Genomic DNA, 15889 nt, shown 5'->3' with positions numbered 1-15889 from the left:
TATGTTAGAGAGGGGGAAAAGCAATGATCAACTGGAAAGTGCGTCTTAAGAACCCTACGTTTATATTCACTGTACTCCTTCCTGGGCTTTTAATATTAGCGCAGATGGTTGCCGCGTTCATAAACAATTTCATTACTCCTATAGGCTTTACCATTACTGATGATGCATTGAATGGCGCTTTAGGCATCATTAACTTCATAGCGCTTACATTCTTTGGGATCGGCGGTGTGGTCGATCATACAACTAAAGGTTTAAGTGACAGTGAAAATGCCCGACAATACGAGGAACCTAAGTAATGGACACTATTCTTTCAGCTACTGAAAAGTAGAGTATACCAGATAACACCGTATTAGCTAGACAACGGCGTTATCTGGTTATTTTTTTTGCAGGGATGATGATCGCCGAAAATGATTTGGTCTAAAAACCGAAATGCAACATACATTTAAAATTGTGGTTCATTTTCAGTTTGGGGAGGAAAAAGGATGAGTTATCGTTTACCAGTTTCAAAATGGTTTGCAGCCATAGTTTTAGTCGGGGCACTATTGACGGCATTCATATTCAGTCCGGCTAATGCTTCAGCCTCTATCAATTATGGTGATGAAGTTGCCGCTTTGGCAAAGAAGCAGGTGGGAAGCAAATATAAATATGGGGGGACGACCCCTAAAGGGTTTGATGCTAGCGGTCTTACCCAATATGTATATAAAAATGCCGCCACAGAAATGAAGATTCCAAGAACGAGTGCGGACCAGTATAAAACCGGAAAGGCCGTGAAGCAAAAAGATTTGAAAGCGGGCGATTTGGTCTTCTATGCGACAGGTAAGAAAGGGCAGGTCTCTTTTGTAGGAATCTATTATGGAAATGGCACATTTGTCGGGACCACCACCAAAGGGGTCAAGGTGGTCAAAATGAGTGATAAATATTGGAAAGAAAAATATATAGGGGCAAAACGGGTCATTAAGTAACAATCTGAATTTCACATGATAATAGTCCAGAAAACAAAAGAGCATCGAAAAACCGATGCTCTTTTTGCTAGTCATATCCGGGGGCCATTCATTCAATGATGATATCGGTTAAAACAACATGGCCATTACGAACTTTTACGACAGCCACTGAAGGATTGGCCAATGCTTCCTTCTCCATTTCCTTTGCCTTTTCTTCGGATGCGAAATAATTGTCCAGACCGTATCTGATCTGAATGGTTTTAGCATTTTGCAGGTCATAAGGGACTTCCAATTCCCCTTTTAGGTACACGCCTTCGCCGGGCTTTTCTTTCGTTACGTAATCAACAGCGTATAGTCCATCAGCGTTTTGTTTTAAACGTACATATACCTTTTTATAATCACCCATATTCCTTGTATTGAACTCGGTTTTAATCGAGTCATCGACTTGCGACGGCTTTACTGATTCAATTTCGTATTTCAAAGCTACATAGCTTCCTCTAAACAAATCAGTCGGGTCGACCGGGGCTGTCTTGATCTTGATTACATCTCCTGTCATTGTTGTCCAGACCGGGGGAAACGCCAAGATTAACAAAATCAAGACTGGAATGGAAAATACGATGAGTGGCCGGAATGATGGATTACTCATTGAGTTCCCCTCCTTTTTTTCGTTGGTTTTCAAAGAAGAAGCCAAAACCGATGAGCATGATTCCACCGATGATGAATGTAAGCGATTTTGGCAGGAAGTCAAAGGAGTAGATGTAATATCTGAAAATCAGTACACATATTATCACGATGCTGGTCAAACTGCCTTTCAGAATCAGATAAAGCAGAAAAACGAAATAAGCTATAGGAAACCAGATTGAAAAATCAAAGGTAAGGAAGAGTGCGGTTATACCATGTAAGATATGCCCTTGTATGTGTGTGATGTTTTGTAATTTGGCTCTTACCGGAATATAGGCAAGCACGATACCCAGTACAAACAAGATGGAAAGGACAATCGTATTCGAATTTTCAAACCCTAGTTTCGGCACGAATTCCATAAGAAATAAGGCAATTGTATTGATGGCTAAAGCGTTAATGAAAAAGGTCAGATAATTAGGGTAATCGAATTTCTTTAACAGAATGTATAAAGCCGGTAGAAATACAAGAATGGCAAGCGGATAAGATGTTTCATCAACGAATATACTTCCGTTCAAATAAATGAAAAGCAGGAAAGATGTAAAAAGGAGGATGAAAACATCCTTCAAATAGTATCCAATGAATACCGTTCCAATCGCCCATAATAAAAAGGAATTGTTGAAATTGATGCTAATGTTAAACATCTGCTCGACTAGAAATATCCCTGCACCAAAGATCAGGATACCTGCATAATGCAGACTTCGTGACGTTTTGGGAAAGCGTGCCTGCACCTTCACGCCAGCAAAGTTCACTCCGATTAGGCATGCAATGATAAGCAGGAATTTAACCGCTTTACTTAAATAGATCCAGTTGCTGGCTACGAAGGTCAATACGCCTAAACCTAAAAGAAGTGCCCCAATGGATAATAGAATCGTGATGAAGTTCAAATTGCCTTTTACATCATAGGAACTTAACATCCTCACTTTCTCTTGCCGGGAGATGACTCCTTCCTTTTCAAGGTAATTAAATTCATGTTCAAGAAAATTGAATTGCTTCTTTGTTATTGCTTTGTTGGCCAAAGTAACTCCTCCTTCCACATTTTACTATTATACATCGTATTCTCTTGCAGCTTTGAATATAATGCTAATTTTCAATCTACCCTTATTGGAATGCGTGTAAGACATAAAAATATTTATAGTACCTTGCAATGAACAGTACCATGTGGTAAATTATTTACATAAGATGTATTGTTCGGTGTTTAGTACTGTTTATTGAACTATACTGAAAAACTTTTGGAAGGAGTGAAGGTGCTATGAATGTACAATTTAAGAAAGGTGTCCTGGAACTGTGTGTTCTGGTGTTACTGGATAAGCAGGATCGCTATGGGTATGAACTTGTACAGAAGATTTCGGATCAAATTGAAATATCGGAAGGGTCGGTATATCCACTTTTAAGACGATTGACGAAGGAAGAGTATTTTACGACATATTTGCAAGAATCAACAGAAGGGCCACCGCGCAAATATTATACATTAACCGAAAAAGGACGGAGATACCTTCAAGAACTGCTGATGGAATGGAATGAATTTTCCAATGGGGTCAACCAATTAATCAAGGAAGGTGTGAACCAATGAATAAAGAACAATTTTTAAAACAATTGAATGCCTCTTTAACCAGACTTTCCTTAGATGAACGGGAAGATATCCTTCAAGATTACGAAGAGTATTTCGAAATTGGAATGGAAGAAGGGAAGTCAGAGCAGGAAATCTCCAAATCCCTTGGGAATCCTAAACAGATTTCCAAGGAACTGATGGCAACCTATCATCTTGGTCAGGTCGAACAAACGACTTCTGCAGGTAATGTTATGCGGGCAGTTTGGGCAGTCATTGGTTTGGGGTTCTTTAATTTAGTGATCGTTTTGGGACCATTTATAGCCTTGATCGGAGTTGTCATTGCAGGGTGGGTTTCGGCGATAGCGTTCATTCTTGCTCCGCTTGGCGCTCTGTTTAACCTTGTGTTAGGTAACTTTCAATTATTCGATCTTTCCTTCGCATTGGGACTATGCGGGATTGGCATTTTCATTGCCATGGGAATGTTTGTCGCTACGAGTGCTTTAACTAAAGGATTCATTCGCTATTTAAAATTTAACGCTTCCCTTGTGAAAGGCGGTTTGAAAAATGATTAATGTAAAAAAATTATCGATCATTGCACTTGTATTGTTATTGATCGGGGTAATAGGAAGTCTGTTTACGTTTTCCCAAATGACGAATAAGGAAACGACTACAGAGGAAAAAACGATTTTGGAAATCGTGACGGACATTCGGATCGACGCTGACAATGCAGCTGTAGAGATCGTGCCAACGAAGGATAAGGAGACCAGGATAGAGTTGGTTTCAAAAGGGATGGATGTTTCCAAGTTGGATTTTACTGCAGATGTGGAAGGGAAGAAGCTTTCGGTACAATTAAAGGATCGACGTACGTTTAGCTTTGGTTTTCATATTCAATCCTTACATTTAAAGGTGTATGTACCTGATGAATCTTATAAATCCTTTGTCGCCGAATCCGATAATGGAAAATTGCAAATAACAGGATTGAAAAGTGAAAATCTAAATGTGAAATCTCAAAATGGCCGGGTAGAATTAAATGATATAATAACCGAAAAAGTTGAAGTTAAATCTGCTAATGGAAAAGTAGAGCTTAATAATGTGGAGGGAAAACTGGTTGGTTCATCGAATAACGGTAAAATCACATTAGTCACGAAAGACTTGGATAGGGAGATCGAACTCGAAAGTAATAATGGTAAAATCATGATCAAAACGGAGAATGAACCGACGAATACAACATTCGATGTTCATGTTGACAATGGGAGAGTGGATATCCTTGGTAAGTATGAAGGCAATACTGTCATTGGCAAAGGTGAAAATCTAGTTAAATTGGAAACGAATAATGGTAAAATCGAGATAACGAAATAGTCTTGAAGCATGAAAAGCCGATCCAATTGGGATCGGCTTTTTTCAGTTATGCGTCCCCTTTTCTTAAGGAGATAAGGAAAACATTTAAAGTTTTTCCTTTTAGATGTTTTTGGAATTATAATATAGAAAGGATAATTATGTTAAAAGTAATGAGTGTAAGTCCGCCCTCAAATCTAAGGATAGGGTTTTAAGGAAACGACTTCAAAAGAATGGGGGCTGTATAATGAAATTCAATAAATGGTCATTGGATATATTTAAACGTACGATCTTCACTCGTAAGAAAAGGGAAAAGGATTATCTTAAAAAAGGCTTAGAAGTGCAAAAAAAAAGTGTTTAATATAGTGGAAAGTTCTAAGGATATTATCTACTGCTACGAATCGAATCCAAGTTCAAAGTTCACGTATCTAAGTCCATCCATCAATACACTTTTAGGTCAAGGCGTCTTGGAAGAAGCATGCAATGACCCTTCCTCCCCTTTCGAAAGGATTCATCCTGATGATTTTGAACTCCTAAATGAAAAGATATATGGTGGGATAGATTATACTAAGCCGGTCATTCAACGCTGGAGAACTAACGAGGGTGATTTTTTGTGGTTCGAGGAATATGCTACACCTATATATGAAGAAGAGCAATTGGTAGCCGTTCAAGGAATCATTCGCAATATCGATGAAAGAGTGAAATTCATACAGGATATTGAGTATCAAATGTCCCATGACCCTTTAACGAACATTCATAATCGACAGTTTTTCGATAATATAGCTGCAAAATCCAATCTGGATTTTGACACTCCGGTTGCCATGATATTGTGTGATTTAGATGAACTGAAATTTATGAATGATACGTATGGACATAAGAAAGGAGATGAATTGATTAAAGCGGCGGCAAATCTATTAAAACGGATTTTTTCGGAAATCGCTGTTGTAGCGAGAGTGGGAGGCGATGAGTTTGCCGTTCTTCTGATTGACAGAAGCAAGCGAGAGGTAGAATCTCTTTGTGAATTATTAATGGAAGAAATCCTTTTGCAAAACTCCCTAAAAAAGGGCCCTCACATCAGTATGTCATTCGGGCATGCTTACCGTTCGCATTCCAAAGGGAATATGGATAGCTTATTCATGGAAGCGGATCAAAAAATGTTTCAAGATAAACGGCGAAGAAAGGAACAGAAACTCGTTCGGGCGGGCAGATGAAAGAAATGGAAACAATAAGATAGGGTGTAGAACCATTCTTCACTTGCAGATTGGTTGTTTCAGGGGATGTTTTATGAAAATTTGAATGTAAGGAAAATCCATTATGCTGGCGGGATGCGTTTCAGCTAAGAGCCGTTACGGATGAATAGAGGCAATGGTTTAATGCATTACAGCATGGAGATCTTAAATTATTGGTTTGCATACGGAAGGTAAGTGGACGGAAATGATCATGAATGTTAAAAGGGGAGCCCGGTGTCATATTGGGCTTTTATTTATATATATATATTTAGGTACACGAAATAAATCATTCGCTTATTTTAAGCAATTTTAGTAAACTGGCAATGACTATTATAATTAGAAGGTGAAGGGATATGAGGGAAACCTTAGTGGATGAACGGGTAAGAGGGACTGATAAAATCTGGACACGTGATTTCATCATGATCTGTTTGGCAAATATGTGCATCTTCATGGGTTTTCAAATGACGATGCCGACCCTCCCGTTGTTTGTAGAACAGCTTGGCGGTGATGACCGTCTTGTGGGGGCTGTCCTTGGAATCTTCACTTTTTCGGCCTTGCTTGTCCGGCCAATTGCCGGAAGATTATTGGAGACGAAAGGAAGGCGCATCGTTTTTCTTGCCGGGTTAGCCATTTTTGCTTTGTCAGTGGGTTCCTTCGGTTTCATGGGGAGCATCGGCTTGTTATTCATGATGCGGATTGTACAGGGCGTCGGCTGGGGATTTTCTTCAACGGCTTCAGGAACGATTGCTTCCGATATAATCCCTGCGAAACGGCGTGGTGAGGGGATGGGGTATTACGGATTATCGGGTAACTTAGCACTGGCATTCGGGCCATCATTGGGTCTTTTCCTAGTTACGGTCCTTCCGTTTCAAGAGTTGTTTTTGATCTGCTCTTTATTAGGATTGCTTGCCATCATTGCAGCATCACTTATTCGGTATCAAAAAGTGGAAAGTGATCCTTCGGCGGCTGTCAGAGCCAAAAGGTTTGATATTTATGAAAAAAGTGCCCTTCAGCCATCTTTGCTCATTTTCTTCATCTCCGTTACATTTGGTGGAATTGCAACCTTCCTTCCCCTGTATACAGCGGAAAAAGGTGTAGATGGAATTCAGTGGTACTTTTTAGTTTATGCAATGGCCCTCATGGTCACGAGATTATTCGCGGGTCGACTATATGACAGAAGGGGACATCGAGCCGTATTCGTGCCTTCAACGGTACTCATCATGGCTGGAATGCTGCTGCTTGCATGGATGCCGAGTGAAGCGGTACTTTACATTGCGGCAGTGCTTTATGGATTTGGATTCGGTTCTGTTCAGCCGGCGCTGCAGGCATGGTCGATTGAAAAGACAGCACCCAATCGGAAGGCGATGGCGAATGCCACATACTTTTCATTTTTCGATCTTGGAGTGGGCATAGGTGCCATCGTGTTCGGGCAGATTGGCTTCCTCTTCGGATATAGGAGCATCTATATCACGGCAGCCGCCTCGATTTTCATTTCGATGATCGTTTATTTATTCATCATCAGGAGCGAGGATAAAGGAAAATCAATATAAGGATGTTGAATGGCTTCAATGGAAGTCATTCTTTTTTTTGAGTCAGTAGGAACACCCTTGGTGCATTATCCTAAATATTTTAAAAATGGAAAAACTTTGTTATTACCGAAAAGAGATTATACATAAGATGATAGAAGGTCTATTTGAAGGAAGGGGAAGCTTGGAATGAATGACTCTTCAAACGAAGAAATGACATTAGAAAGAAGGAAGCGTATTTTCCTAGAAGAGCTGGATGTTTTATGGGAAAGGCGGATCATCCCTAAATCAGAATATATCCGGATTAGCAGGGTTTACAATCGGCATTTCCAATTAGCCCTCCATAAACAAAAGCGCTTAGAGCAAGAAAAGAAGAAATCCACCCATGGAACTGAAACGATAATCGGTGAAAGTGCCGATAAGAGGATTCAGGATAGCCTGATCGAAGAATCTTCATTCCAATTACGGGAATCCAGTGGATTGAATGAATCGATAATGAAAGATGAGGAGGCCGAGTATGCGCCTATTGAATCTGGTTTCGAGGAGAGCCATGAACCTGTCAAGGAGATCAATGATAGGAAACCGGTTATTCAAAAGCAGGCCATCAAGCGGGAGAAACCGGTAAAACCGGCAAAGCCGAAGAAAACACCTGAACAAATCAGGGAACGGAATATTTCTGTCATCCTGCTCACTGGGGTCATATTGCTTCTGTTTGGCGGGTTGATTTTAGCAACCACTTCATGGGGGGATCTGAATGCGGTCCTGAAAGTTCTCTTCATTGGAATGGTATCCGTCATTTTTGCAGGGATGGCCTTCATCGCTTCGAAACTGAAAATTGAACAGACCTCTTTTGCATTCCTGACGCTAGCGGGTTTATTCATTCCGATTACGATTTTATCAGCTTCATATTATCGGATTTTTGGAGAGTACCTTTCATTTAATGGTGGGGGGCGGGGACTTCTGGGGTTTCTTGGGGGATTACTCTGCTTAGCCATTTATTGTAAGATTGCTGACTACTTCAAGTCGAAAATATTCATTTTCATTTCAATATTCACTTTTGCCATTACATGCTATTTCGGATTGGCTTTTGTGACGCCGACTATCGAGTGGATGTTTTTGGCGATTGGCGTTCTTAATTTATTGCTATTATGGAATATTGAGCAATTGAAAAATCAAAAAGCATTAACGTTATTCAAACCATTCATTTTTCAATTTATCCAGTTTAAGATTATCGTGGAGACCTTTGTGATCCTGACGTTATTTTCAAGCAACTTGGTGTATTCGCTAACGTTGATGGTCTTTTCTGTTTTGTTTTTAATTATTTCGGTCAAATTCAAAAAAAAATATTATGAAATGGCTTTTAGCGGCGTTTTCACGTATGGATATATCCATCTAGTTTATAACTCGTTTATAAGTGAATACATGATCATTGCATTTGCACTTGTTCCAATCATTTTTACCATGCTATCGAAATATCTGGCTAAAGCCAAAAGAACTAAGCTTTCGAAGCACTTCATGATTACCAGTTTGATTGAGAGCGGGATCGTTTTCTTATATAGTAACGCGATGGTGTACCAGGAGAACTATGCGCAAATATTCGTCGCGCTCATGTTATTATCTGCCCAGCTTGCCTATGTTTCCCTTCAATCGAGAAACTCAAGCCTCACGTACCCGGCTGTTGTTATTTTCGACTTAGCGTTACTATACCTTTTCTTTGCCTTGCCAATCTCTTTTTCTACCATTTTAAATCTGTTATTTGTTGTTCAGGTCATTCAATATCTTGGAGTATATTTATATAACAGTCACCCAAGGTACATCCTGTTTAGGAAGAGTACCTTACTTATCTCCCCAATGATCATGTTAGTGATACTGACCATTAAATTCAGCGAAATGGATTGGCTTGCAGTTAGTGCGGCGCTCGCCATGATCTCTGGGCTTTTCTTCATCACATTTATAAAAGACGAAACAAAGCATATGAAGGAAAATGCCTTATACGGATTTCCAATCACTTTCGTACTGGCTTTGGTTGCTTTCTATCCATATTTGACGGAGAGTTTAGAATGGGTTCGGTCAAATATCCCGCTCAGCGTCTATTTAATAGGTGTTTCACTGGTTTCCATCGGTGCAGCTTACACATTTAAAAAGGGATACCATAAATTCTTTCCTGTTTTTGCATATAGCGGACAGATTCTTTCCTTCCTTTCCTTGATATCGATTCCATTCGATTCACAAAATCCTTTGGAGGCAAGCGAAGTGATTGCCGTAGCTACTGCAATAAACGGCTGGTCCGTCCATATCCATCGGAAGCACATATTCTGGGTGCCTGTCGTGATTACAAGTGCCAGCTTATATGCTTCACTCTACGATGTTTTTGATTTTGCTTCAATGGTACTGAGGATTGCGTTCGTGTTGCTCGGCCCCATTATCTTTTTCCTATTAGGAGAATGGCTTGGGAAATATTCGAAAAATGGGAAACTGTATTTCTTTTACGCAAGTCACCTTGCCAATTTACTGGCGATTCCCGTTGGATATTTGCTCATTATTTTTACGGAAAGCTCACCGTTACTATATGTTGCACAACTGTCGATTTATATTTTGAGTGCTTTAAGGGCGCATGTGAAATGGGAAAAATACGTTTTTACGTACCTAGGGTTTTCAGTCCTTTTCCTACAGGTCCATTTATTTGTGGTAAACATGGAGCAAATAGTATTCATTACATCAATATGCATGATGATTACAGCAGGACTCATAACCATTCTGTGGGGGTTATCCAATAAGAATTGGAAAGGCATCATGGAGTATTACCTTATTCCATTCATTCATTTAGGGATAAGCATATCCATTTTGGAAACGGCGATCCGGGGCTTTCCACTTAACCGCGAGTCAGTCTGGGTAGGAGTGATGACTGTACAGCTCTTGTTTGCCTGGTATCTGCTCATGCAAAGGAATTGGCGGAACTATGTTGCGGTTCCTCTAGGCCTTGCGTTCATCTTCTATAATATGTATGTAAATACATTGCCTCTGGTTATGGCGATTATCGTATTGTTAGTATGTATGGTTGTGATGTTGATGGCTAGCAGACGCCTTTTCAAAGGATTGCTCAACCAAGAGGGAACGAAGAGAGTCATTGATCATTATCGGATTTTTGGCTTGTTATATCTGTGTACTCTGAATCTGGAAGTGTTTATGAGCGATACAGCTTCTGCGGTTTTGGGGATTTTTGTTTCCCTGCTGTTGCCTAGTTACTTCATCCTGATGGGAAGATTCACAATCTATAAGAAAGAAAAAAGCATTTACTCGGGAATAGCGGCAATCATCGGCCTTGTCCCCTTCATCAATATCATAGTTTATGCCCATACACTCCCAATCGTCACGAGTTTGGCTGTTCTTTTTGGCTGTATGGCAGGAATGTTGTTACTGAGCAGGCTGTATTCCAGCGGTTCACTCAAGAAAAACGGATCAGGCATCATCAGCTTTGATCCTTTCAGGATTTATGGTTTATTCTTTTTGATCGATATGAATGCGGAGGTTTTTAACGATACTAAACATCAGTTACTCCAAGTCATTGTATCGCTTCTGTTAACCGCTTATTTCATTTTCCTGAGAAGCTTGACAGCGGAAAAGCTAGAAAGGAAAATCTATTCCAATATTGCTGCACTAGTCAGTCTGTATCCCTTCCTGATCATCGTCGGCTATGCCGACAGCCTATCTGTTGTAATGGGCTTGCTGTTCCTTTTCGGCTGTATGTCAGGGATGCTGCTTTTAAGCCGGCGTTATTTCGATGGTTTAATCAAAAAGGAAGAAGCAGGTATGACCATCGATGCATACAGGATATATGGCCTGCTGTTTTTACTGGCCATGAATCGGGGATTTCCAGCAACTGAAACATTGACCCAGTTACTCGAAGTTTTTGTATCGCTCTTGATCACGGTTTACTTCATCTTGATTGGAAGTTTCACAAAGGATGTAAAAGAAAAGGGCATCTACGTTTGGCTGACGGGAATTCTCAGTTTGTATCCGTATTGGATCATCATCATGTACGCCGACACATTGCAGCCTTTCGTTGGAACGGCAGTCCTTTTTGGGTGTACGGCCATAATGGTCTTGCTAAGCAAGAAATACTTTAAAGGCTTGCTTGATAAAGGCGGGGCAGGATTTCAATTGGATTTTTACAGAGTCTATGGTCTGCTGTTTCTTATTGCCATGAACATGGATGTTTTGACGGGGGGACCGGCACATTTCATTTTGGAAATTATCGCGGCACTTCTGATTCCGGCCTATTTCATTTTGATGAGAAGCACGACGACAGGGATGTTGGAAAGAAAATCCCAGTTGGCAGCAGCGATTTTGTTCAGCCTATATCCGTATTGGGTCATTGTCGATCAGCTCACGATCCCTCCTGTACTTGAGGAGGAGGTGAATATTCTGCCGCTGTTCATTGTCAGCACCACTCTGCTGAGGAAAATCTTTGTTGAAGGCAAAATCACACAATATATCGAAAGCGGTATTGTTTTCCTTTTGTTTTTAGCCCTGATCATTGATGCAATGGCAGGAAACACCTTATATGATGCCCTCATTATCGGAACCGTGTCATTGGCAGCAATGCTCTTTGGATTCATGATGAAATACAAATCCTATTTCATCGCTGGAACTGGGACGATTTTATTCAATGTCTATATGAATACCAATTCGATGTGGAGCGAGATGCCGTGGTGGCTGTATTTAATCATCGGCGGGGGGCTGCTTATCGGAATTGCATCTTTCTTTGAATGGAAAAAACAAAAAGACAACAGGACCTCTAAGGAGGTTCTTGAGAAAAATAAACAAAGGATCAAGAATTGGTTCAATCGGTGGAATTAATGAAGAAGGAAATGGAATGCGTCAGATACCCAAGCTCTTAACCTTGGACGAAAATTCAAAGGGGTTCGGAATTTATTAATTCCGAACCCCTTTTGCCTGTAAACCGAGAGCACTTAAAAGCTCTCTTTTTTTGCTTCTATTTTTTTTATTTCCTCTTCCCAATCATGAATTTCTATTTCCCACTGATCTATATTAGTTTGCAAAACATTAATTAAAAATGGTGAAAGGACATTTCTGTATTTTTCTAGTTCTTGAATTAATTTCACTCGATCTTCAGTTAAACCTTGTACTAGTTTTTTCTTGTTTTCCAAATTTACATAGACAAAAACTGGCCTGAATTTTCGGATCTCATTATCATCCATATCAGTTGTAACTCCTTTAAAATTGAGTGAAAAACTAAGCACGATCAATCAGTTCGTCTAATGCTTGTGTATACAAAAACGCTTGGATTTCTCCAAGCGAAAAGCTCAAGACGAACAAGAACTGCATGAAGAACAGCTGGAAGAGGAATCAGGGCTGCTGTCATGGGACCCGTTATGGCCATCATGATCGGCATGGCCGGATCCAGAGGAAACTGTGTTCGGTTCATTCCCGAATATATCTTTAAATTCGCTGTCAAAATCATCGGTGCTTGCATAAGTGAAATAGGCAGGAGCTGCGTAGTCCGTCTGGTCGTACGTTTTCCGCCAATTCAATTCTGTCATGGGGCGATTTTCTTTAAATTGTGAAGTGAAGGCTTCAAAGGTCCGTTCCGCCTGTATACTTGTCGGTTTCCGCATATATTTCTTTTTTAACTGCTCCAGCTCCAACGTTTTAAAATCGCGGAGAAGCGTTAGCCCTTTATCATGTTTGAAAAATTTGCCCCATTTTTGAATGGAATGGGAGTCCACCGTAAATAGCTGTACATAGTAAAAGTCAAAAAGAGTGCGCTCATCGGGTTTGAAAACAGGTTCTGAATGAGGATGGTGCTGAATGGTCCTACCGATGAAAACCTGGCAAAACTCATCATATTCCTGTCTATAGTTCAGCATGATATGCCATAACTCATCGATGACTGAATTAAACATTTCAACTTTTCCAAACACTGCAGCCATAATCAAATAGCGTTTCAATTCACGCCAGGCCTGATTGACCTTTAACTGTGAGTCCCGTGGATGCTTCAGGCGGAATTCAGTATTGACCTTTTCCATATAATAGAAATCCAGTGCTTTATTAAGCTTTTCTATCAATGCTTCTGAAACGATTTCCGTTGCATGAAGATCTAAAGTTTCACCATGGTATTTACGGAATTCATTTTGATAGCGTTCCATTTTAGCCGGTTCACTTAGCCCTTTAACGAAATTGACCAGGAAAACAGCAAAAATTGCCGCAAGAATGACATAAAAGAAGGTCATCTTTGTCCACTCCTCTTAATCTATGGATATATTTCTTTAATATTATCTTACATGTTAATGGAAGGGATTGTAAGTTGTTTTATCTAAAATGTTCCATTGGGGGAAATTGATTAAGCTGGTGAGGTTGCATGACAATACCCTGAATCGGGTATCGTCCTTTCCTTGGCATGTAAGGGGTTTTCAGTTAAAAATCAAGCGCTTCAAATAATGCCTCATATCTAGTATAGTTAGAGGGGAAAAGGGGTGAAGGCATGTACTTGACAGTAAAAGAGACTGCGGAATATTTATCGATGCCGGAATCTTATATAGAAAGTTTAATCGTTCAAAATAAAATTCGCACCGTTCATGATGGTGAGCAGCATTTGATTTTTAAAGATCAATTTAATATGCATCTTGAACAGATGGAGAAATATAAGAAGGATTTAGCGGATTATTATAACGAACCCATCCCCGAAGATATCGATGTCAAAGATGAAGATTAGCATCTGTCCATTTGGCAGATGTTGAGTTTCAAAAAGGAGGAAGGTACGAGAATCCTGCTTAGAAAAGCGCGTCTAGGGTAAGACACCACAGGCTCAAGCTGAGGAGGCTCCGACCGCCCGTGGAAAGCAAGTGCCTGGAGCGGAAATCAACGTCCAAATTGTACAGCCATAACAAAAGCTGAGGCCATAGCCTCAGCTTTTGCTTGTAGATAGAAGGGGGCCCGGAAAACATATTTTCATCAAAGTGAAGGTCCGGACCTATTGATCCAAAGCAACACCTTCAACTCCATAGGTATGGTTCTATCTCAATTTTATACAGAGTTGATTGGAGCAAAAGGTACGAGACTCCTGTGGGAAAAGCGCGTCTAGGGGAGACAGACACCGCAGGCGCAAGCCGAGGAGGCTTCGCGACCGCCCGCGGAAAGCGAGTGCCTGGAGCGGAAATCAACGTCCAAATTGTACAAACCAATAAAAAATCGTATTTTCAGTGAGTTGTCCAAGGTCTGGCATCTACCGATTTGGCAGATGTTTTTTTCATGCAGGAAATGGCTGTGAAAGTAATGGTCGAATTTCCGAAAAGGTCTTAACTACGTCTGCATCAGGGGCTTTACTGATCATTCAAATAATTTTGTTGTCAATGGAAGGTAATTGTAGTAGAATCCTTCAATTCCGTGTAAAATGAAAGGTAATAGGAATTATCACGGCAGAATGGTAGTTAGGAGATAGGTAAGTGGTAAAAGAGTATTTGCAAAGCGAAGGTTTTTCAAGGTTAATTACATTAATTGTGTTAGTCCTCTTTTTAATAAGCATCGGCAGTATGGTTAATATTGTGTTATTCACATTTGTTTTCACTTTCCTGATGGGGAGGCTGGAGCAATTTATCATGATTCGGCTGAATAAAGTGGTGCATATCAACTCTAAGGTTGTCATAAGCTTTTTATATGCAGTCGTCATTTCTTGTTTAGCCATCGTACTTTATAAATATCTACCGGTCATTACGCTACAATTCACGGAATTAGTGACACAGATCGTTTTCTTCTTTCAACATCCACCAGATAGCAGGGTCATTCAATATGCCATTAATATAATGAACGAGCTGCGATCGCCGCTCGATCTTCAAACACAGATGAATACACTCTATCTTTATATATCCGATTTCGGTAAACTGGCATTTCAAATTTTCATTTCCATGTTGCTTAGTCTATTTTTCTTATTGGAAAAAGATAAAATCATTCGTTTCACTTCTAAATTCAAGCGGGCCAAATTTAAATCTTTCTTTATAAACTTAAGCCACTTTGGCGTCAAATTTATTAATTCATTCGGAAAGGTAATTGAGGTCCAGTTCTTGATAGCTATTACGAATGCTGTCCTATCCGTAACTTTCTTATGGATTCTTGGCTTCCCGCAGTTGCTTGGTCTAGGAATCATGATTTTCTTCCTTGGTTTGATTCCGGTTGCAGGGGTCATCATCTCCCTCATCCCGCTTAGCATGATTGCCTATAGCATCGGCGGCATGCCCAAAGTGATTGCTGTATTAATCATGATTGTTGTGATCCATGCACTTGAAAGCTATATTTTAAATCCGAAATTCATGTCGGCAAAAACAAATCTTCCAACATTCTTCACCTTCATCATCCTATTGTTTTCTGAGCATTTCCTAGGGATATGGGGATTGATCATCGGGATACCGATCTTCATCTTCCTTTTAGATATGTTAGATATTGAAGAGGGCAATAAGGAAGTTCCATAATAATATATAAACAGCGGCCACGCTAATATGGCCGCTGCTTATTTTTGTTCCATTAAATCTTTTGAACGGTGGCACTATCTGTTTTCAATATAATATCCATTAATTCGAGTGAAGGGGAGAAAGTTGCCTCTTTCCCCATTAG

14 protein-coding genes are annotated in these 15889 nt (G+C 40.1%); 10 read left to right on the top strand and 4 right to left on the bottom strand.

The genetic code is table 11. From position 1 onward, the window contains the following. Nucleotides 1-23: 23 nt before the first annotated feature. The gene (locus tag ACZ9AO_RS10525) at nucleotides 24-296 is read left to right on the top strand and encodes a phage holin (protein WP_053533767.1); all 273 of its coding nucleotides are present in this window, start codon (nucleotides 24-26) and stop codon (nucleotides 294-296) included. Between the two features lie 186 nt (nucleotides 297-482). Continuing rightward, nucleotides 483-962 carry a C40 family peptidase gene (locus ACZ9AO_RS10520; RefSeq protein WP_053533768.1) on the top strand — a complete coding sequence of 160 codons (480 nt, stop codon included), beginning with the start codon at nucleotides 483-485 and terminating at the stop codon, nucleotides 960-962. Nucleotides 963-1050: 88 nt separating this feature from the next. Here ACZ9AO_RS10520 and ACZ9AO_RS10515 read toward each other — a convergent pair whose 3' ends face one another. Both ACZ9AO_RS10515 and ACZ9AO_RS10510 read right to left on the bottom strand, forming a co-directional pair. After that, entirely contained in the window at nucleotides 1051-1587 is a 537-nt protein-coding gene (locus tag ACZ9AO_RS10515; protein ID WP_048687231.1) for a GDYXXLXY domain-containing protein, read from the bottom strand. Beyond that, nucleotides 1580-2638 carry a DUF2157 domain-containing protein gene (locus ACZ9AO_RS10510; RefSeq protein ID WP_476109020.1) on the bottom strand — a complete coding sequence of 353 codons (1059 nt, stop codon included), beginning with the start codon at nucleotides 2636-2638 and terminating at the stop codon, nucleotides 1580-1582. Before ACZ9AO_RS10510 ends, ACZ9AO_RS10515 begins: the two co-directional genes overlap by 8 nt. Before the next feature lie 233 nt (nucleotides 2639-2871). Between ACZ9AO_RS10510 and ACZ9AO_RS10505 the strand changes: the two genes are divergently transcribed. The 6 genes from ACZ9AO_RS10505 to ACZ9AO_RS10480 all read left to right on the top strand — a co-directional run bounded on the left by ACZ9AO_RS10505 (nucleotide 2872) and on the right by ACZ9AO_RS10480 (nucleotide 12121). Next, a complete protein-coding gene (locus tag ACZ9AO_RS10505; RefSeq protein WP_034305446.1) occupies nucleotides 2872-3192 on the top strand; it encodes a PadR family transcriptional regulator in 321 nt (106 codons plus the stop codon). Then, nucleotides 3189-3743 carry a DUF1700 domain-containing protein gene (locus ACZ9AO_RS10500; protein WP_476109019.1) on the top strand — a complete coding sequence of 185 codons (555 nt, stop codon included), beginning with the start codon at nucleotides 3189-3191 and terminating at the stop codon, nucleotides 3741-3743. The genes ACZ9AO_RS10505 and ACZ9AO_RS10500 overlap by 4 nt, the downstream gene beginning before the upstream one ends. After that, nucleotides 3736-4530, top strand: coding sequence for a DUF4097 family beta strand repeat-containing protein (locus tag ACZ9AO_RS10495; RefSeq protein ID WP_476109018.1), 795 nt, complete (start codon nucleotides 3736-3738; stop codon nucleotides 4528-4530). Before ACZ9AO_RS10500 ends, ACZ9AO_RS10495 begins: the two co-directional genes overlap by 8 nt. A 341-nt stretch (nucleotides 4531-4871) precedes the next feature. Further along, complete coding sequence (locus ACZ9AO_RS10490) at nucleotides 4872-5717, top strand: sensor domain-containing diguanylate cyclase (RefSeq protein WP_476109017.1); 846 nt, start codon at nucleotides 4872-4874, stop codon at nucleotides 5715-5717. 371 nt (nucleotides 5718-6088) lie between these two features. Next, entirely contained in the window at nucleotides 6089-7285 is a 1197-nt protein-coding gene (locus ACZ9AO_RS10485; RefSeq protein WP_048687223.1) for an MFS transporter, read from the top strand. Between the two features lie 165 nt (nucleotides 7286-7450). Further along, a complete protein-coding gene (locus ACZ9AO_RS10480) occupies nucleotides 7451-12121 on the top strand; it encodes a hypothetical protein (RefSeq protein ID WP_476109016.1) in 4671 nt (1556 codons plus the stop codon). A gap of 113 nt (nucleotides 12122-12234) precedes the next feature. Here the strand turns inward: ACZ9AO_RS10480 and ACZ9AO_RS10475 are convergent, their stop codons facing one another. After that, entirely contained in the window at nucleotides 12235-12483 is a 249-nt protein-coding gene (locus ACZ9AO_RS10475) for a hypothetical protein (protein ID WP_251541347.1), read from the bottom strand. A 105-nt stretch (nucleotides 12484-12588) separates the two neighbouring features. Beyond that, nucleotides 12589-13515: a glycine-rich domain-containing protein gene (locus ACZ9AO_RS10470; protein ID WP_476109015.1), complete on the bottom strand. Its 927-nt coding sequence runs from the start codon at nucleotides 13513-13515 to the stop codon at nucleotides 12589-12591. A gap of 251 nt (nucleotides 13516-13766) precedes the next feature. On the opposite strand from ACZ9AO_RS10470, the gene ACZ9AO_RS10465 reads away from it, so the two are divergent. Both ACZ9AO_RS10465 and ACZ9AO_RS10460 read left to right on the top strand, forming a co-directional pair. Next, complete coding sequence (locus tag ACZ9AO_RS10465) at nucleotides 13767-13997, top strand: excisionase family DNA-binding protein (protein ID WP_048687214.1); 231 nt, start codon at nucleotides 13767-13769, stop codon at nucleotides 13995-13997. A 730-nt stretch (nucleotides 13998-14727) separates the two neighbouring features. Continuing rightward, the gene (locus tag ACZ9AO_RS10460; protein WP_476109014.1) at nucleotides 14728-15747 is read left to right on the top strand and encodes an AI-2E family transporter; all 1020 of its coding nucleotides are present in this window, start codon (nucleotides 14728-14730) and stop codon (nucleotides 15745-15747) included. Nucleotides 15748-15889 lie beyond the last annotated feature (142 nt).

The sequence above is a fragment of the Peribacillus sp. TE19612 genome, from assembly GCF_056279465.1.
This window is presented reverse-complemented; position numbering and strand designations above follow the sequence as displayed.

Excerpts from the sequence above, each read along its gene's own strand:
- ACZ9AO_RS10525 (WP_053533767.1), top strand. The coding sequence starts at position 24 with ATGATCAACTGGAAAGTGCGTCTTAAGAACCCTACGTTTATATTCACT.
- ACZ9AO_RS10520 (WP_053533768.1), top strand. The coding sequence starts at position 483 with ATGAGTTATCGTTTACCAGTTTCAAAATGGTTTGCAGCCATAGTTTTA.
- ACZ9AO_RS10515 (WP_048687231.1), bottom strand. The coding sequence starts at position 1,587 with ATGAGTAATCCATCATTCCGGCCACTCATCGTATTTTCCATTCCAGTC.
- ACZ9AO_RS10505 (WP_034305446.1), top strand. The coding sequence starts at position 2,872 with ATGAATGTACAATTTAAGAAAGGTGTCCTGGAACTGTGTGTTCTGGTG.
- ACZ9AO_RS10500 (WP_476109019.1), top strand. The coding sequence starts at position 3,189 with ATGAATAAAGAACAATTTTTAAAACAATTGAATGCCTCTTTAACCAGA.
- ACZ9AO_RS10495 (WP_476109018.1), top strand. The coding sequence starts at position 3,736 with ATGATTAATGTAAAAAAATTATCGATCATTGCACTTGTATTGTTATTG.
- ACZ9AO_RS10485 (WP_048687223.1), top strand. The coding sequence starts at position 6,089 with ATGAGGGAAACCTTAGTGGATGAACGGGTAAGAGGGACTGATAAAATC.
- ACZ9AO_RS10480 (WP_476109016.1), top strand. The coding sequence starts at position 7,451 with ATGAATGACTCTTCAAACGAAGAAATGACATTAGAAAGAAGGAAGCGT.
- ACZ9AO_RS10475 (WP_251541347.1), bottom strand. The coding sequence starts at position 12,483 with ATGGATGATAATGAGATCCGAAAATTCAGGCCAGTTTTTGTCTATGTA.
- ACZ9AO_RS10470 (WP_476109015.1), bottom strand. The coding sequence starts at position 13,515 with ATGACCTTCTTTTATGTCATTCTTGCGGCAATTTTTGCTGTTTTCCTG.
- ACZ9AO_RS10465 (WP_048687214.1), top strand. The coding sequence starts at position 13,767 with ATGTACTTGACAGTAAAAGAGACTGCGGAATATTTATCGATGCCGGAA.